This window comes from Caballeronia fortuita, from assembly GCF_001544835.2.
In the GTDB taxonomy this organism is placed as follows: Bacteria; Pseudomonadota; Gammaproteobacteria; order Burkholderiales; family Burkholderiaceae; genus Caballeronia; species Caballeronia fortuita.
The window spans coordinates 1-16,958 of sequence record NZ_FCNX02000002.1; the positions used below are offsets into that span (position 1 = coordinate 1).

The window sequence follows — 16,958 nt, forward strand, 5'->3', positions numbered from 1 at the left end:
GCGGCTGCGCCGCCCCAACCCCACAACCTGAACAGAAACATCCGTTCCAAACCCGACATCTCTACTTAGCGGCAACCTGAAGCCCTGCCGCGAGAGCCAACGTGCGGCGGCCTGTGGGTAGCGCGCGAAGCCCAGAGAGCATCCCACCGAGGTAACGACATTTCCTGCCTCGATTGGCGCAGAAATAGCTCCGATAATCCGCTCGCCAAACGTCGTGAGCGCTTCGTCATCGGTGAAGTTGGAAATGACAAATCCGAACTCGTCCCCTCCAACACGGGCGACAAACACCGATCCGGCCGAATTACGCAGGCGGCTAGCGACCTCGGCCAGCACAGCATCGCCAACGCGATGACCGTGCGTATCGTTCACAGGTTTGAATCCGTCCAGATCTGCAACACCGACCACGGCGGTTCTACCCTGCTTTGCAGCGGCCGCTAACGCCTCTGACAGCGTCTCAAAGAACGATCGCCTGTTCGGAAGTCCGGTGAGCATGTCGAGGTTTGCCAAGCGGACGTTTTCTTTGCTGAGTTCCACGGTCTCGGCCTCAGACCGCACTAGACTTGTGAGCTTCCGCTGATAGCGAGACATCACCAACATCATCAATCCGGCGGTGATCAGCGAATTGATTGCAGAGGCAAACGAGCCAACGTCCCCCATTGCGATCATGAATCCGGTGAACGGCACCATCATTGCAACGGCAATCAGGTATGCCGCTGCCCGAAAGTGCATTAAGCAGTAGAACCCCGCCATTGTGGACGACAGGATCTGCATGGCGACGTAGTATCGCGCGTGGATGCTCGCATGCGGAAAGAACGCGACATCCATAGCCATCACACAGATAGTGGCAACCATTAAGACAGCGGTAGCCCGTCTGAGTGTGTTCTTGCTTCTGCGTCAGTTACCGTATCGCCGTGATGGACCGCCCACCATCGGATGCGCCATTGGCAGATCACGATGAACACGCTCGGTAAGCCAATGGCGAACCATGCAGGCGCTTCCCGGTAGAAGACGCACATTGCCGTGAGCATCGTCGCCACTACTGACGCATAGAAAGGCGGCATGTTCGCCGCAGTCGATTTGAACTGCGCTTGTGCGACACGAGGGAAAGCGCGGGTTGCGTCAGTCAAGGAACAACTTCAATTACTGTTGACCACGGTACGGCTCTGGTGCGCAACGGTGGGCCTTGCGTCGTCGAGTGCAGCGTACCCACCGTCGTTCTTTTTGTAAGTAGGCGCAATGCCCGGTCGGAGAAGACAAGCCGCAGCATTGCTGCGGCTTGCTAGTTGATACGACGGGCGCGGCTAGAAGGTCGACCAGTCGCCGTCAGCAGACGCAAGCACCGGCTGAGTGCGCTCGATCGACGGTTTGGCCGGACGAGTCACGGCGCGTGGTACTGCACCAGACGGCGTACGCTTCACGGCGGGAGCGGCGCTGGCCGCGGGCGATGACGTGTCGGTTTGCGCGGTACGAAACACGGCGACGGCTGCAGTTAGCTGCTTCGCTTGATCCTCCATCGAACCGGCTGCTGCCGCGGCCTCCTCGACGAGCGCCGCGTTTTGCTGCGTCACCTCGTCCATCTGCGAAATGGCCTGGTTCACCTGCTCGATGCCGCGGCTTTGTTCATGGGAGGCCGATGCGATCTCGCCCATGATGTCGGTGACGCGCTGGATCGCGGTACCCACCCGCTGCATCGTCTCGCCTGCGCGCGCGACCAGTTCGGTTCCGGCTTGCACGCGGCCGCCCGAGGTGTCGATCAACTCCTTGATTTCTTTCGCTGCAGCCGATGACCGCTGCGCGAGGCTACGAACCTCGCTCGCCACTACAGCGAAGCCGCGTCCTTGTTCGCCGGCGCGCGCCGCTTCCACGGCAGCATTGAGGGCGAGAATGTTGGTCTGGAAGGCGATCCCTTCGATCATGCCGATGATCTCGGCAATCTTGCCTGAGCTTTGCTCGATGCCAGCCATCGTTTCAACGACTCGGCCAACAATCGCGGTTCCCTCGTTGGCAACGGCGCTTGCGTTGTCCGCGAGACTGCTCGCCTGCTTCGCGTTCTCCGAAGTCTGCTTCACTGTTGACGTGAGCTCTTCCATGCTCGCCGCGGTTTCTTCAAGCGAAGCGGCCTGCTCCTCTGTACGCGACGACAGGTCCGTATTCCCCGCGGCGATCTGCTTGCTGGCGCTAGCGATTGCTTCGCTGCTTGACCGGACGGTCCCGACCGTAGCGGCGAGCTTGTCTTTCATGGCGGCAACGCCGGCAAGCAACTGTCCCATCTCGTCATGCGTCTTGATCGACACTTCATGCGTTAGGTCGCCACTGGAAATGTGCTGGAAATGCGTCAGAGCTGCCGCGAGTGGTGCCATGATGGCGCGGCGCAAAGCCAACCAGCCCGAAAATGCGGCGGCGACACCAGCGACCAGCGCGAGAATCCCTAGCGTTCGCAACGTTGCTGAGCGAGCGTCGTTCTCGGCCTCTTGGCGCAAAGCATCGGCGAGTTGAAAGTTCCTTAGCTTGTCGAACGCGTCGGCACACCGGTTATATGAGGCCGGCAAGGCTTTGAACGCCAGCCGCGAAATGGCTTCCTTGTCGCCCGCGTGAATTGCCGCACCGAAGGTCTCGACATTCTTTCGCATTTCCGCACGAGCATCGGCGACATCCTTGGCCAGCGCGCTCTCTTCCGCTCCGCGCGGGATAGCGTCGTACTTGCTGTACCACTCGTCCGATTGGCGCATGAACCCGTTGGCCCGTGCTGCGAGGCCGCCGGCGTCCGGAGCCGAAGGATCCAGCGCGTAGCGATCGAGCGAAAGCCGCGCGCGTGCGACGTAGTTGATCGACAAGCCTAGCGCGTTGACCGCCGGAAGAGAATTCGTACCAATATCTTTCGCCGATGCATGGATCGCGCTGATGCCGTAGAGGCCGAAGGCAACCGAAAGCGCCAGCAGCAAACCGAGGAAGGCCATGGTGAGCGCAAGGCGCGCTTTAATCGTGAGGGTTTTCATGTTCTAAGTTATTGCGGTCACGGAGAGACTATGCGGACGCCGCAGCCGTGCATGCCTGCTGCTTCGCGGGTAGAAGTCGATCGGTGCTTATCGGCAACAAATAAACCCAAATTAAGTAACAAGGAAACGATGTCGACAAAAGTTCGGCAAGAAGTCGGTAAGGATGACCTGTGACGAATGGCATCGCATGAAAGTCCTGACAAACTTCTGTTCAGTTTTCGTCTGGCGTGCCGTTTTCCCAGACAGCATCACCCCGGCCGGCCAACGGCAAACCCGAACACGAGATAAAAACTTGCGGACATGAGCAGCGAACAGAGATATGGCGCGCCCGAGGCGGGCGGAGAAGAATTCCTGATCTTCAACCTCGGGCAAGAGCAGTACGGAATCGACATCCTGAAGGTCCAGGAGATCCGCGGGTATGACGCGGTGACGCGGGTGGCGAACGCGCCCGCGTTTATCAAGGGCGTAATCAACCTGCGCGGTGTGATCGTGCCGATCGCCGATATGCGCCTGAAGTTTGAGTTGGAGCGCGCCGTCTACGATGACCAGACGGTTGTCGTCGTGCTTAACGTCGCTGGTCGCGTAGTCGGCATCGTCGTTGACGGTGTTTCCGACGTGCAGACGCTCACGCCAGAGCAGATCCTACCGGCGCCTGAGTTCAACTCGACGCTGAACACCGACTACATCACCGGCATCGGGACAATCGACGACCGCATGTTGATCCTGATCGACATCGAGAGGCTCATAACGAGCGAAGAAATGGGGCTGATGGAAAGCGCCACCGCCTGAGCACACCAACGAACTCAAACGCCAACGACATGACCTTCTCCAAGAAACTCTGGCTGCCCCTGCTGCTTAGTCTCATCTGCCTCGCAGGAATCTCCGTTGCCGACGCGTTTCGGATGCGCTCGATCCGCACGGAACAGACGCAGCTCGACATCAAGCACGCCACCGAAGTCGCAAACAGCATCATTCGCGAGTTCGCACAGCAGGCCAACACCGGCGCGATCACGCAGGACCAGGCCAAGCAAGGCGCGCTCAACGCGATCCGCGATATCCGGTTCGGTGACAACGGCTATTTCAGCGTCTTCGACTCGCAGGCGAAGGTGCTTGTGCATCCGATGAAGCCGGAATTCGTTGGCAAGACGATGATGGACTTCAAGGACCCGAACGGCGTCTATCTGTATCGGGACCTTATCGATGTGGGCAAGCGTCAGGGTGCGGGCTACGCGTACTACTCGTTCGCGAAGCCCGGCACCAATGAGATCCTGCCGAAAATGTCCTACGTGTCGTTTTACCAACCGTGGGACTGGCTCATCACCACCGGCGTCTACATCGACGACATCAATGCCGCGTTCTACACGTCGCTCGAATGGAGTCTCGGCGTGCTCGTGGTGATTGCGGTCGTGCTGAGCGTGGTAGTGTCGCGCCTCAATCGTGGGATTCTCCGGTCGATGGGCGGGGAGCCGGCCTACGCAGCGGAAGTGGCGAATCAGATCGCAGACAACAATCTCGCTGTCGACGTGGCCACCGCCGCGGATGACCGCTCCAGCCTCATGTATTCGATGGCCCGGATGCGCACGCAACTGCTGTCAGCCGTTGACAGTGTGAAGACGTCTGCTAATGCGATCGCCAATGCTAGCCGTGAAATCGCTGTGGGCAACACGGACCTGTCGTCACGTACCGAGCAGCAAGCGGCGTCGCTCGAAGAAACAGCCGCGAGCATGGAAGAGTTGACTGCGGCCGTTAAGCACAATTCCGAAAACGCGCGTCAGGCAAGCGGTCTAGCCGGGAGTGCGCGCGAGGTTGCACGAGAAGGCGCGACGATCGTCGAGAATGTCGTGGGCACGATGGCGGAAATCGAGGAAAGCTCGCACAAGATCGCTGAGATCATCGCCATGATCGAGGGCATCGCGTTCCAGACGAACATTTTGGCGCTTAACGCTGCGGTCGAGGCCGCGCGTGCCGGCGAACAAGGACGCGGTTTCGCAGTGGTCGCTGGCGAAGTGCGCAGCTTGGCGCAGCGATCGTCTACGGCCGCGAAGGAAATTCGCGAGTTGATCGAAGCGTCCAGTTCGCGTGTCAACACTGGCACCGCCCTTGTCGGGCAAGCCGGGGAGACGATGACCAAGATCGGCGCAGCGATTCAGAAGGTCACCGACATCATGGACGAGATCGCCTCGGCATCGAACGAACAGAGTCGCGGCATCGAGCAGGTGAATACGGCGATTGCCCAGATGGACGAGGTCACCCAGCAGAATGCAGCGCTCGTTGAGCAGGCCGCCGCCGCTGCCGGTTCGCTTCAAGATCAGGCCGAGACGCTGCGCGCGACGATGGCCGTCTTCAGGACCGGCACGTAAGCAGGCGTTGGCGAGCGGTCGGCTGATTGCTTGGCCTTCTTCAAAGGAAGAATACGCCCCCAACCTTGCGCGGCTATGTCCGCTTCGCGCGGGGGCCTTTGCCGCGTTGGGCGTCTTTGCGGCGTTAGTGGAGCGCGCCGGCGTCGCGTTCTTTTCTGACTTCGGCTTCTTAGTGCCAGCCGTTTTAGTATCGGCAGTGGAGATCAGAAACTTGGTCCTGTCCTTCACCGATGCCAACCATCCCGGCGCCTTGCCGCGGCCGCTCCACTCTGCTCCCGATTTGGGATCTCGGTACTTCGCCGGTTGGAAACCGCGAGGGTACTCTCCATCGCGCGCACAGTTGGAGTCCAAGCTGCGCGCGTTCATCGATGTGAGCCGTCAGCGGCAGCCGGCCTGATGTCGAATCGGCGCCGTCAGCGGTTCAGCGTCCGGCCGCCGTCGACGATGATTTCAGAGCCGGCAGTCCACTTCGACTCATCCGACGCAAGATACATCACGGCTTTCGCGACCTCTTCCGGCGTCCCGAAGCGGCCATACGGAATGGTCGCGACAATGTCCTTGTTGACCTGCTCGCGATATGCGTCGGGAATACCGAGTTTGTCGTAAAGCGGCGTGTCGATCGGCCCCGGGCTAACCGCGTTGACGCGGATGCCACTCTCGAGTAATTCACCCGACAGCGTCTTCGACAGGTTCAGGAAAGCCGCCTTGGTCGCTGCGTAGACCGACGAGTGCGCTGCGCCCACGTGCGCGTTGATCGACGTGTTGAGCACAATCGACGCCGGATTCGCGAATACGGGCAGCAATGCCTGGATCAAAAAGTACGGTCCTTTGACGTTGATGTCGAACGAACGGTCGAACATCTGTTCCGTCCATTGCTCGATCGGCATCCAGACGGACACGCCCGCGTTTAGAAACGCGGCGTCGAGCTCTCCGTAATGATCGGCGACGGACTGAGCGAGGTGTCGCTGTTCGTCTACGCTCGCCGAATCCGCGCGCAACACGAGTACCTCTTTGCCGAGTTCGAACTGTGCGTGGGCGACGCGCTCGGGATCGTTGCCGGTCACCACTACGCGCGCGCCTTCGGCGAGAAATTGTCTGGCTGTCTCAAGACCGATACCGCTGGTGCCGCCGGTGATCAGCGTGCGCTTTCCTTGCAAACGTGACATGGAGATTCTCCTTTAAGGGTGGCGGTGCAAACGGACGCAAACGCCGCCCGCCTGCTGCGTCTCGAAGAATGAACTCATGCCGCCGTGGCGATAAGACAGTTAATTCGTATATATTTCATGCTCGGTAAGTATGAGTGGAAGTTGAAATGGATCGGTTCCTTCTGATGAACTGCTTTGCCCGCGCGGTCGAAACCGGGAGCTTTTCGGCTGCTGGACGTGACCTGGGGCTCGGCCAGCCGAATGTGAGCCGGTACGTTGCCGCGCTGGAAGAACATCTACAAGCCCGGTTGCTGCATCGGTCCACGCGCAAGCTATCGCTCACGCCGGAGGGCGAGCGCTACTACGCGGAAGTCAGGCGCATTCTCGATGCGGTCGAAGAAGCCGATTCTTCGTTTCGCGATCAGGTCGCACCGTCGGGTCTGCTGCGGGTCGCCTGCCCGAGCGCGTTGGCGCACACCTTTGTCATGCCGGCGATTCCCGATTTTCTCGCGCGTTATCCTGAGCTGGCGCTCGATCTGCAAATAGGCGATGGGTATGTCAATCTGGTTGACGAGGGTGCCGAACTCGCGATCCGCATTGGACATCTCGAAGATAGCGCCTTGCGTGCACGGCGCGTTGGCCTGTTCGAGCGCGTCTGTGTCGCAAGCCGTGGCTATCTCGCCAGACGCGGCACGCCGCAAGTGCCCGACGATCTGAGCGAGCATGATTGCATCGTCTATACGTTGCTCGCTTCTGGCAATACGTGGCATTTCCGCGGTAGCCAGGTGTCGGTATCCGGGCGGCTTCGCGTCAATTCTCCACAAGCCGTCCAGGAGGCCGTGGACTCAGGCATCGGCATCGCGCATGGACCGCGATGGCTATTCGACGCCGGAATGAAAAGTGGCAACCTTGTGATGGTATTGAGCGACTATGCCCCGGCGCCGGTGCCGATCCAGATTCTTTATGTGGCGAACCGCCTGCTCCCGAAGCGGGCCATCGCATTCATGGACTTTATTGCCCATGCGTTTTCCGGCTTTCCCGCGCTTAACGTGCGTCAAGCGGAGCGTTTGCAATAGCCAGGACTCTTTTGTGGTCAGCAACTCGATGTCTACTGTGCTCAGGGAAGTGGCCCTTGGAGTTACGTGTGCGAGCGGCGGCTCAGGGTCGGGAGTTCGCATTGGCGGACGACGTGACCGGTCATTCGAGACAGGCTGACGTGCGAACGGCCGGAAAGCGGCGGTCAGCCGCCGGACCAAAGCCGATGCTCGAATAACGGCAAAGGCCGATAAGCCCACATTGGCCCTTAGGCCAAGTTCGAAATCAAGCCGCCCCTCGAACGTTAGCCGTAGTCCGGCCGACCGTCGGAAATTGCTCCTTCCGTCGCTAGGCGATTCGCTGCATGTAGGCCGGCAAGTTCGGATCGGGCAGCACCGCAAGGACTTTCAATCGCTGCCGCGTGCGTGCTTCGCCGTTCCTGAGGTGCGTCGCAAGCGCTTCGGACGCTGCGTCGAACTTTCCTTGCAGCAACAACTCAATGACCGTTCGGTGCTCGGTTAGCGTGCCCATTTCGGGATGCAAGCGAAACGCATCATAGAAGGCGTGATTGACGATCAGCGGCATGTGCGCATGGCTGATCGTCGCGAGCAGTTTGCGGTTCGATGCCCCCGCGAGAAACGTATCGTGTAGCGTGGTTTCGAGGTGATGCAGCGCCGCGGCATGAACAGAGTCCGGGTCGTCGATGGCGCGTTCAATATCGCGCAGCGCCGCTTCGAGCTTCTCGCGTGGCAGCGTCGGGGCGCTGGCCCGCAACGCGGCAGGTTCGAGGAGCGTGCGCAATTCGTAATCCTGCCGCACGGCGCGCGCGGTGAGCGGCCCGCAAAGCCAGTGCGAATACGCGGACTTTTCGACTAGTCCACGGTCGCGCAGACGGTTGAGCACTTCGCGTACGGTGCCGCGGCTCACGCCGAACGCTTCGGCGGCATGGCTCTCGTCGATGCGAAAATGCCCGAACACAATGCCCAACGAAATCGCAGCTTCCAACGAATTGTAGATGCGCTCGGCGTTGGTCGGAATATCAAGCGGCTCGGGCGGGCGGTCGAAGCCCAGCGTTTCTTCGGAGATGGGCGCGCGCAGCGGTTCGGGCGCGCTGCCGTCCGCGCGCGCGACGAGATAACCGCGCCCTTCGAAGGTAATGAGCAAGCCGCCCGCGTGCAGCATCTCGAACGCCTTGCGCACCGGCACCCGGCTCGTGCCGAAAATGCGTGCCACCGGCCCTTCCAGCAGCACGAGTCCCGGCGCGATGTTGCCGAGCGCAATCGCCGATTTCAGTTGATCGTGAATCACGCGATAACGCAGACGGCCGTCTGCTTCGGTCGAAGCATCGGTCGATTCGATGTCGGGCGGCCGTCGGGTTTCCGCATCGGGTCGTGAAGATCGGGGGGCGCCTGCGCGTCTTGTCATCGTCGAACGAACTTCGCCTTCAGGACCGCATGAACTCGGTCCAGCGGCGCACCAGGTAATTGTGCTCATCCATCACCGAATCCCAGACCGCAATCCGGCTCATGCGCGCGAGGTAGCTGCCGCCGTCCCGCATCTGGCCCATGGGCACGAGATGCTTGCTGGTGGGGCCGGGAAGGTCCGCGCTCGCGCGAGCACCATCGTACCAGTAGGACCATTCGGCGGCGTCCATGTGCGCGCGCGAGCGTTCCGGATTGGAGATGTAGAAACCCTGCCGCGCCACCGTCGCGCCCGCCCAGCCTTCATGCCACCAGTTCAGATAGTCGTAGGCCGCATCCAGCACACGGCCATGCGCGAGCCGCGATATGCCGATACCCCCGAACCACGCGCGATACCCCTCGCGCGGTTTCGCCAGCCGGAACTTCAGGCCCGCGCGCTCCAGTTCGATGGTCGCCGGCGACCAGATGCTTTGTATCGCCACCTTGTTCGCGATCATCAGTTGCGCGGCTTCGGCGAAGCTCGACCAGAAGCCCGCGAAGTGCCCTCGCCGCTTATAGTCGATGAGAATCGCGATCAGCGCGTCGATTTCCTCGATGCTCAGATTGCCGATGTCGCCAAAGCGCATGAGCCCGCTCGCCTGGACGGCCAGCGCGGCATCGATCGCGCCAATGGCGGCATCCGCCTGCAACGCGACGCGTCCCGACAACTCCGGCGCAAGCAGCCACGCCCAGCTCTCTTCCGTGCCGGTCAGCGAGGCGGGCATGGCGTCTTCGAGATAGACGAAGCTGTCCGCATTGTGCGTGAGCGGCAGCATGCTGATCCGCCCGCTGGCCTCGCGCCCGAGCGACCCGTCCGGTTGCACATACAGCCGGTCGGCGGGCGTGCAGCCAGCGTTCGTGGCTTGACGCGCGGGATCGATGATTCCAGTGCGCGGCAGCGCATTAACTTCGTTCCAGCGCCGGATGCGCGCCAGTTCGAGGGGCTGCAGTGCATGCGTCGGCCACACGCAGTCGAGGCTATGGAACCACTGGTCGTAAAGCTCGTAGCGGTCGGGATGCATCGCGCCGTCGCGCTGTACCGCGCCGCCGTCCTGCACGATGAATCGCAGCTTAATGCCGAGATCCTGCTCTGCGCGCTTGCGGATATGCTCCTGCAGCGTCACGGTCGTGCCGAGCACGCGCAACTCCACTTTGGACGGATGCACGGCAGGCGCGGACGGACTCGGACGGACAGGTTTCAATCGACGGTTTCGGCTGTTCGGAGATGCCGGCACAAGCGCCGGTAGGAATCGGCCACGGCCTCGCGCGTGAGACCCTGCGCAATGAAAACGAGCCGCGAACGACGCGCGGCTTCATCGGGCCACGCATCGAGATGCAAAACGGGATGCACGAGATGATGCACGGCATGCACGACGACTGGTTGTACCGCGCCGGTCAGCGCGAGCATGCCCTTGACGCGCAGAATGTTATCACCGTGGCGGTTCAGCAGCAGCGTGAGCCAGAGCGTGAACACAGGCCAGTCGAGCGGCGCATCGAACTCGATGCAGAAGGCGTTCAGCGCGTCCAGGCCTTCGCGGTGCCCGGGCGTCGCGTTCAATCGCGCTAGCGGGTTGTCAGCGTCGCTGCGCGCGTCGTGCACGCGCATGCCGGTGCGGCGCACGAAATCCGCGAAATCGTGTGCGTTCGCCGCTTCGTCGAGGACGATCGATGCATCGTCGTTCTTCGTTCGCCACAGGATCCGCGCTGCCGGATTCAGTTGCGCAAGCGTCTTGTCGAGCGCGGATGCATCGCCCGCGAGATCCGCCTTGCTGATGACAATACGATCCGCCGCCGTCACCTGCGCGAGCCATTCCGGATGCCGCATGCGTTGCTGCTCCGCGTTTACGGCATCGACGACCGTCACGATCGCGGCAATCGAATAATGACTCGACACGATACGATCGCCCAGCAGCGTCGCGACGATCGGCGCGGGCGTCGCCAATCCCGTCGTCTCCAGCACGACGCGCGAGAACGGCGGCACTTCCCCGCGCGCGCGGCGTGAGAACAGCGCGGCGAGCGCATCCTTCAGTTCGCCGCGAATGGCGCAGCAGACGCAGCCGTTGTCCAGCAACACGGTCTGCGCATCCACTTCGCCAATCAGCAGATGGTCGAGCCCGACCTCGCCGAATTCGTTGACGAGCACGGCGGTGTCGCGGGCGGCGTCGCCTTTCAGGACATCGGCGAGCAACGTCGATTTGCCGCTGCCGAGAAAGCCCGTCACGATGGTCACGGGAATCACGTCGTAGGCGAGGCTCATACGTGTACCTCGCCGTCTTCATCGAACAAGGTCAAAGGATCGAGCGGATGCCCGAGCATGCCTTCGGCCGCCTTCCACACCTGCATGAAATCCTCGACGATGACCTGCGCGCCCGTCGGCGACGACAGCACGAACGACTGTCCGTGAAAATCGACGAGCTTCAGCCGGAAACCTTCGAGCACGCGGTTCGCATGGGCGACCTGCACGTACCGCTGCTGCCGCGCGCTCGCGCCTTCGCCCGCCGCCACCGTGTTCGACCAGTGGCGCCCGCCGCCGAGCAAACCGCACATACCGCACATTTCGCTGACTCCTTTGCTTCAGGGCATGACATCGCCGGAATTGGGGCCGAGTGTCTGGCCGACAAACAGGTTGCCGCCGGGATCGGACGCGAGCAGCACGGCCGTCGGCGCGACTTCCTCCGCGCGGCCGAAGCGCCGCAACGGCAATTCCTTCGATTTCGCTTCCTTCCACGCTGCGCTGATGCCATCCACGAGCGGCGTCTCGACAGGGCCCGGCGCGATCGCGTTCACGAGCACATTGTCCGGCGCGGCTTCGAGCGCGAGCGACTTGGTGAAGCCGATCACGCCCGCCTTCGCCGCCGAATAGTGCGTCAGCTCCGCGCCGCCCTTGATGCCGAGCTGCGACGCCACGTTGATGATGCGCCCCCATCGCTGAGCCGTCATCGAAGGCAACGCGCGGCGCGAGCACAGGAACACGCTGCGCAGATCGACGCGCAACATGTCGTCCCACATCTGTGTGGTGAGGTCCGTGCAGCGCCCCTGCGTCAGCATCCCCGCGTTGTTCACGAGAATGTCGATGCCGCCATATATCGCGATGCATCGGTCGACGATGCCGTGCGCGCCCGCTTCATCGCCCACGTCGGCGATGACGGTGTCCACTTGCGCGCCGCCCGCGCGGCACGTCTGCGCGTGCGTGGCGAGGCGCGCTTCGTTGATATCCGCGAGCACGAGGCGCGCGCCCGCCTGCGCGTAAGCCAGCGCGATCGCCGCGCCAATGCCGCTTGCCGCGCCGGTGACGACCGCGCGGCGCCCATCGAGTGAGAATGCCGATGCCATAATCTCGAGCGTCCTGTATGCGATGAATCAGCCGGGCCAGCGGACGGTCAGCCCGCCGTCCGCGATGATCGACTGACCGGTGATGTACGACGCGTCCTCGCTCGTGAGATAGCGAATCAGCGCAGCGATTTCCTGCGGTCTGCCCACGCGCCCGAGCGGAATGCCCTTCGCGGCTTCACGCAATCCGTCCGGGCCCAGCGAGTTCACCGCATCGAGCGATTGCGGCGTTTCGATGAGCCCCGGAATCACCGCGTTGCAGCGGATGTTGCGGGGCGCGAGTTCCATCGCGATGGCGCGGCACAGCCCGGGCACGCCGGCTTTTGCCGCCGAATAATGCGTGTGGTTCTCCCATCCGTACACGCCGCCCGCGATGGACGACACCGCCACCATCGCGCCGCCGTCCGGCATATGACGCGCCGCCGCGCGGAACGTGCGCATCACCCCGGACAGATCCACATCGAGCATCTGATGCCATTGCGCGTCACTCATTTCCGTCAGCGGCGACGCGCGCAGCAGCCCCGCATTCGCCACCGCGTAGTCGATGCGCCCGAAACGCTCCATCGCGGCGTTCGCGAAGGCTTCGACCTGCTCGGCCCGCGTAACGTCCACCGCATGCATCAGGCACTCGCCTCCCGCTTGCTCGACGGCATGCGCGGTGGACTGCGGATCGTGCGGATCGCCGGGAAAATAGCCGCACGCGACCGCCACGCCGGCCTGCGCGTACGCCACCGCCAGAGCCTGCCCGATACCGCTCGCCGCACCCGTAATCAAAGCTACTTTCATAGCATTCCTCCGGTCGGATTATTTGTTTTCGGCGGGATCGACGTGCCGCGCGAACAGGATCAGCACGCCGGACAGGAAGCACGGCACGGCGCCGAACCAGAGCGCCGCGTGCAGCCAGTCGCCGCCATGGTTCAGCATGGAGGTGACGCCGACGCCCGCGAGAATCGCGCCGATGGGGCCCATCGCATGGACGATCGAACTGCCCGTGCCGCGAATCGCCGTGTGGTAGCTCTCGCCGATGAAGAACAGCGCCGCCGAATATGGCCCGATGAGAAAGAACAGCCCGAGGCTGTACAGCGCGACCACGACGCCCGCGCTGCTCGGCCCGAACAGCATGCCCGCGAACGCGAGCCCCCCGCACATCCAGCCGATGGCGAGCGTATTGCGCCTCCCGATCTTGTCGCCGATGAAACCGTGGCTCAAATACCCGCAATAGCCGATCACGTTCGACAGCACGAGAATCAGCAGCGAGTTCTCGAAGGACACGTTATGCACGCGCGTCAGCACCGTGGTGCCGAGCACGCTGAACACCTGGATGGCCGACCAGTTCAGCAGAATGCCGCCGCCGAGTACGAGCGTCGCGCGCAGCGCGCTGCCCCGGAACGCTTCGGCGAGACCGGCGCGGGCGTGCTCGTCGTAGTCGACGGAATGGGTGCTCGCGAGCGAGCGCGCCTCGCCGTCCTGCCCTGCTTCGCGCAACTGCTTGATGCGCTTGTGCAGCAGGAATTGCGGGCTTTCCTTGAGCCGCCGAGTCATGAAGAAAATGACGATGGCCGGAAACGTCGCGAAGATGAAGCAGCCCTGCCAGCCGATACGCGGCAGCAGCAGCGCCGTCAGGCCGGAGGCTATCAGCGCGCCGATCGGCCAGCCGCCCTGCACGAGGCTGTAGATGAAGCCCTTGTTGCGATTGAGCTTCGGATCGTTGGCAGCCGAATACAGTTCGTTGAGATACGTCGCGTTGACGGTCTCCTCGGCGTAACCGAGACCCGAGAGCGAGCGGATCAGCACCAGCGGCACCTGTCCCATCGCGCCGCCGACGACCGTCAGGCCCGAGCACACTGCTGCACCCGCCACCGTCCACAGAAGACCGGCCTTGCGGCCCAGCCGGTCGAGCAACGGTCCGATGGCGAACGCGATCACTGCCGTGCCGATGGCGACCAGAGTGGCGATCTCCGCCTGCGCCGCCGCGTCCCAGTTGTAGTGCTTGCCTATTTCCGGCAACAGCGTGCCGAACAGAATGAAGTCATAGACGGCGAACACCCAGGCGAAGAACGCGACGACCGTCGCCCGCTTCACATCGGACGGCAGGATCTGCTCGAGCCTGAAGCCCGAAGCAGATAACGGATTCTCTTTCATCGTGTTGCTCCTTTGGAGCTCGGGAGTGGACATGGTCGGGGCTCGCGTCGGTCGGTTGTCGGGGCGAAGTCAGGACTGGCGGGGATGACGCCGCAGGAAGTCGTCGGCGATTTCGTCGCAGGTGCAAAAGCGCACGCCTTCGTGCTTGCGGAAGTGCGCGATCAGGCGTTCGAGCATCAGCAGCACCTGCGGACGGCCGGAGACATCGGGATGGATCGTGATCGGGAACACCGCGTAATCGTGTTCGCGATACACCCAGTCGAACTGGTCGCGCCACATTTCCTCGATATCCCGCGGATTGACGAAGCCGTGGCTGTTGGGCGCTTTCTTGATGAACATCATCGGCGGCAGGTCGTCGAGATACCAATTAGCGGGAACCTCGACGAGACCGGTTTCGCGGCCGCGCTGCAGCGGCTTCATCCATGTGTCGGGATGCTTGCTGTAGTCGATCTTCGTCCACGAATCGCCGACGCGCACGTAGTACGGGTGATAGTCGTTGTGCATCAGACTGTGGTCGTACTTGATGCCCTTCTTCACCAGCAGTTCGTTGGTCACATTGCTGAACTCCCACCATGGCGCGACATAGCCCGTGGGCCGCTTGCCGCTCAGCCTCGTCACCAGTTCGATGCTGCGGTCGAGCACGGCCTCTTCCTGCTCGGGCGTCATTGCAATCGGGTTTTCGTGGCTGTAGCCGTGGATGCCGATCTCATGGCCCGCGTCGGCGACCGCCTTCATCTGCTCGGGGAACGTTTCGATCGAATGTCCGGGGATGAACCATGTCGTCCTGATCTTTTCGCGTTGGAAAAGCTTCAGAAGGCGCAGCGACCCGACTTCGCCCGCGAACAGGCCGCGCGAGATGTCGTCGGGCGAATCCTCGCCGCCGTATGAGCCGAGCCAGCCCGCCACCGCATCCACGTCGATGCCGAATGCAACCAGAATTTCCTTAGCCATCTTGATGTTCTCCTTTCAACGATTGAGCGATTGAGCGTTTCAGTTCGGACCGACCGCCTGCTCGACGGCCAGCGCGAGCGCGATGAGCGCATCGTCGTCGTTTCGTGCGCGCATGAGTTGCACGCTGGTGGGAAGGCCCGCCACGTCGACGCCCGTGGGCATCGCGAAGGCGGGTGTATCGAGCAAGCTGCCGGGCATCGTCATCGATAGCGTCTCGAGGTTCACGCGGGCGAAACGGTCCGGATCGGCTTCGAGCGGCGCGCATTCCGGTGCGACGTGCGGCACCGTCGGGAGCAGCAGCGTGGCGCCCGCGAGTTCGTCGCCGAACTGGGCGATGAGACGCTCACGGTCCGCGAGCAACTCGCCAAGACGCGATGCAGGCACACCGCGGCTCAGTGCGAGCCGCGTGCGCACGCGCTGATCGATGCGCTCGGCATCGGCGGAATCCAGCACGCCGCGATACGTCTGGAAGGCTTCGAGCGATCCGAACCAGCCGCGCTCACGGATGAGATCGCAGGCGGCGTCGAAGGCGACGACCGGCGTAGCGTCGATGCGCGCGCCGGCTTTCGCCAGTCGAGACAGGAAGCGCATGAAGTTGCCCGCTACCGCGTCGGTCACCGCGAAACGCGCTTGCCATCCGGTCGGCACGACGAAGCGCTGGCCGCGCAGGTCGGACAGCGCGTCGATGGCTTCGCGGCCACGCACGACGGCGTCGAACGCGGCGCAGTCGGCGGCTGTGCGGGCGAGCGGGCCGATGGTGTCGGCCGACCGCGACAGGCCCGTCACGCCCTGCTGCGGATAGCGCGCCCGGCTCGCGCGGTAGCCGACGACACCGTTCAGCGCGGCGGGCACGCGGATGGAGCCGGCGGTATCTGTGCCGACGGCGATCGGCACGACGCCCATCGCCACCGCGATCGCCGAGCCCGACGACGAGCCGCCCGGCGCGCGATGTCCGCCACCCGCGACGGTTGCATCGAACGCAGGATTGAAGGGCGTGCCGAAGTGCGGATTCAACCCGAGGCCCGAGTACGCGAATTCACTGAGGTTCGTCTTGCCGATGCCGACCAGTCCCGCGCGCACGCTTGCCGCGACGAGCGACGCATCGGCAGTTGCCGGAGCGCGGGCGCGGAACAGCGCCGACCCGGCGGTCGTGATGCTGCCTGCGGTATCGAACAGGTCCTTCCACGCGACCGGCACGCCATCGAGCGCGCTGGCGGGGCGTCCGTCGCGCCAGCGCGCGGCTGCGGCGCGGGCTTCATTCAGTGCGCGGGCTTCGTCGATGGAGACGAAGCTGCTGTTTGCGCCGTGCGCGGCGGCAATCGACTGGCGCACGACGTCTTCGACGTTCGCGCTTCCCGCGGCATACGCACTTGCAAGGGTGACGGCGGACACGGTCTGGGCAGGCTGGCTTGGCAATCGAAGCTCCATGAAGATGTACTTCGTCAACAACATCCGTTTACGATGCGAACGCCAAAAAAAAACGGCAATTGAGGGATTACCCTTGGTTGCCGCCGGCGAGTCGTGGTTGCGAGTCCTCGA

General features: G+C 62.9%; 15 protein-coding genes and 1 pseudogene. 3 read left to right on the forward strand and 13 right to left on the reverse strand.

The genetic code is table 11. The features are described 5' to 3' along the window. On the reverse strand, positions 1–852 hold an 852-nt coding region (locus tag AWB77_RS04280), incomplete at its 3' end, for a diguanylate cyclase domain-containing protein (RefSeq protein ID WP_157694749.1). Positions 853–1,301: 449 nt separating this feature from the next. Then, positions 1,302–2,996 (reverse strand): methyl-accepting chemotaxis protein, encoded by a 1,695-nt coding sequence (locus AWB77_RS37125; protein WP_061133178.1) that lies wholly within the window; start codon positions 2,994–2,996, stop codon positions 1,302–1,304. A 300-nt stretch (positions 2,997–3,296) separates the two neighbouring features. On the opposite strand from AWB77_RS37125, the gene AWB77_RS04295 reads away from it, so the two are divergent. Together AWB77_RS04295 and AWB77_RS04300 are read left to right on the forward strand one after the other, a co-directional pair. Then, positions 3,297–3,785, forward strand: a complete 489-nt coding sequence (locus tag AWB77_RS04295) for a chemotaxis protein CheW (protein WP_061133179.1) — start codon at positions 3,297–3,299, stop codon at positions 3,783–3,785. Positions 3,786–3,814: 29 nt separating this feature from the next. Continuing rightward, entirely contained in the window at positions 3,815–5,356 is a 1,542-nt protein-coding gene (locus tag AWB77_RS04300; protein ID WP_061133180.1) for a methyl-accepting chemotaxis protein, read from the forward strand. 249 nt (positions 5,357–5,605) lie between these two features. On the opposite strand, the pseudogene AWB77_RS37390 reads toward AWB77_RS04300, so the two are convergent. Both AWB77_RS37390 and AWB77_RS04310 read right to left on the reverse strand, forming a co-directional pair. Beyond that, a pseudogene (locus AWB77_RS37390) lies at positions 5,606–5,722 on the reverse strand (H-NS family nucleoid-associated regulatory protein); the annotation flags it as partial. 47 nt (positions 5,723–5,769) lie between these two features. Continuing rightward, positions 5,770–6,522, reverse strand: coding sequence for an SDR family oxidoreductase (locus tag AWB77_RS04310; RefSeq protein WP_061133182.1), 753 nt, complete (start codon positions 6,520–6,522; stop codon positions 5,770–5,772). 146 nt (positions 6,523–6,668) lie between these two features. On the opposite strand from AWB77_RS04310, the gene AWB77_RS04315 reads away from it, so the two are divergent. After that, a complete protein-coding gene (locus AWB77_RS04315; protein ID WP_061133183.1) occupies positions 6,669–7,577 on the forward strand; it encodes a LysR family transcriptional regulator in 909 nt (302 codons plus the stop codon). Between the two features lie 307 nt (positions 7,578–7,884). Here AWB77_RS04315 and AWB77_RS04320 read toward each other — a convergent pair whose 3' ends face one another. The 9 genes from AWB77_RS04320 to AWB77_RS04360 form a co-directional block, all read right to left on the reverse strand. Next, the gene (locus tag AWB77_RS04320) at positions 7,885–8,961 is read right to left on the reverse strand and encodes a GntR family transcriptional regulator (protein ID WP_082852577.1); all 1,077 of its coding nucleotides are present in this window, start codon (positions 8,959–8,961) and stop codon (positions 7,885–7,887) included. A gap of 19 nt (positions 8,962–8,980) precedes the next feature. After that, entirely contained in the window at positions 8,981–10,162 is a 1,182-nt protein-coding gene (locus tag AWB77_RS04325; protein WP_061133184.1) for an ABC transporter substrate-binding protein, read from the reverse strand. A gap of 32 nt (positions 10,163–10,194) precedes the next feature. After that, complete coding sequence (locus AWB77_RS04330; RefSeq protein WP_061133185.1) at positions 10,195–11,253, reverse strand: CobW family GTP-binding protein; 1,059 nt, start codon at positions 11,251–11,253, stop codon at positions 10,195–10,197. Beyond that, the gene (locus AWB77_RS04335) at positions 11,250–11,552 is read right to left on the reverse strand and encodes a hypothetical protein (protein ID WP_061133186.1); all 303 of its coding nucleotides are present in this window, start codon (positions 11,550–11,552) and stop codon (positions 11,250–11,252) included. Before AWB77_RS04335 ends, AWB77_RS04330 begins: the two co-directional genes overlap by 4 nt. Before the next feature lie 18 nt (positions 11,553–11,570). After that, positions 11,571–12,329, reverse strand: a complete 759-nt coding sequence (locus tag AWB77_RS04340; protein WP_061133187.1) for an SDR family NAD(P)-dependent oxidoreductase — start codon at positions 12,327–12,329, stop codon at positions 11,571–11,573. Between the two features lie 27 nt (positions 12,330–12,356). Then, the gene (locus tag AWB77_RS04345; protein ID WP_061133188.1) at positions 12,357–13,112 is read right to left on the reverse strand and encodes an SDR family NAD(P)-dependent oxidoreductase; all 756 of its coding nucleotides are present in this window, start codon (positions 13,110–13,112) and stop codon (positions 12,357–12,359) included. 18 nt (positions 13,113–13,130) lie between these two features. Next, positions 13,131–14,468 carry an MFS transporter gene (locus AWB77_RS04350; protein WP_061133189.1) on the reverse strand — a complete coding sequence of 446 codons (1,338 nt, stop codon included), beginning with the start codon at positions 14,466–14,468 and terminating at the stop codon, positions 13,131–13,133. 69 nt (positions 14,469–14,537) lie between these two features. Next, the gene (locus tag AWB77_RS04355) at positions 14,538–15,419 is read right to left on the reverse strand and encodes a polysaccharide deacetylase family protein (protein ID WP_061133190.1); all 882 of its coding nucleotides are present in this window, start codon (positions 15,417–15,419) and stop codon (positions 14,538–14,540) included. A 39-nt stretch (positions 15,420–15,458) separates the two neighbouring features. Further along, a complete protein-coding gene (locus AWB77_RS04360; RefSeq protein ID WP_244158421.1) occupies positions 15,459–16,835 on the reverse strand; it encodes an amidase family protein in 1,377 nt (458 codons plus the stop codon). Positions 16,836–16,958 lie beyond the last annotated feature (123 nt).

What these genes read in the sequence shown, in the direction of transcription:
- AWB77_RS04310 (WP_061133182.1), bottom strand. Translation starts at nt 6,522, where the DNA reads ATGTCACGTTTGCAAGGAAAGCGCACGCTGATCACCGGCGGCACCAGC.
- AWB77_RS04315 (WP_061133183.1), top strand. Translation starts at nt 6,669, where the DNA reads ATGGATCGGTTCCTTCTGATGAACTGCTTTGCCCGCGCGGTCGAAACC.
- AWB77_RS04330 (WP_061133185.1), bottom strand. Translation starts at nt 11,253, where the DNA reads ATGAGCCTCGCCTACGACGTGATTCCCGTGACCATCGTGACGGGCTTT.
- AWB77_RS04345 (WP_061133188.1), bottom strand. Translation starts at nt 13,112, where the DNA reads ATGAAAGTAGCTTTGATTACGGGTGCGGCGAGCGGTATCGGGCAGGCT.
- AWB77_RS04350 (WP_061133189.1), bottom strand. Translation starts at nt 14,468, where the DNA reads ATGAAAGAGAATCCGTTATCTGCTTCGGGCTTCAGGCTCGAGCAGATC.
- AWB77_RS04335 (WP_061133186.1), bottom strand. Translation starts at nt 11,552, where the DNA reads ATGTGCGGTATGTGCGGTTTGCTCGGCGGCGGGCGCCACTGGTCGAAC.
- AWB77_RS04340 (WP_061133187.1), bottom strand. Translation starts at nt 12,329, where the DNA reads ATGGCATCGGCATTCTCACTCGATGGGCGCCGCGCGGTCGTCACCGGC.
- AWB77_RS04295 (WP_061133179.1), top strand. Translation starts at nt 3,297, where the DNA reads ATGAGCAGCGAACAGAGATATGGCGCGCCCGAGGCGGGCGGAGAAGAA.
- AWB77_RS37125 (WP_061133178.1), bottom strand. Translation starts at nt 2,996, where the DNA reads ATGAAAACCCTCACGATTAAAGCGCGCCTTGCGCTCACCATGGCCTTC.
- AWB77_RS04320 (WP_082852577.1), bottom strand. Translation starts at nt 8,961, where the DNA reads ATGACAAGACGCGCAGGCGCCCCCCGATCTTCACGACCCGATGCGGAA.
- AWB77_RS04300 (WP_061133180.1), top strand. Translation starts at nt 3,815, where the DNA reads ATGACCTTCTCCAAGAAACTCTGGCTGCCCCTGCTGCTTAGTCTCATC.
- AWB77_RS04355 (WP_061133190.1), bottom strand. Translation starts at nt 15,419, where the DNA reads ATGGCTAAGGAAATTCTGGTTGCATTCGGCATCGACGTGGATGCGGTG.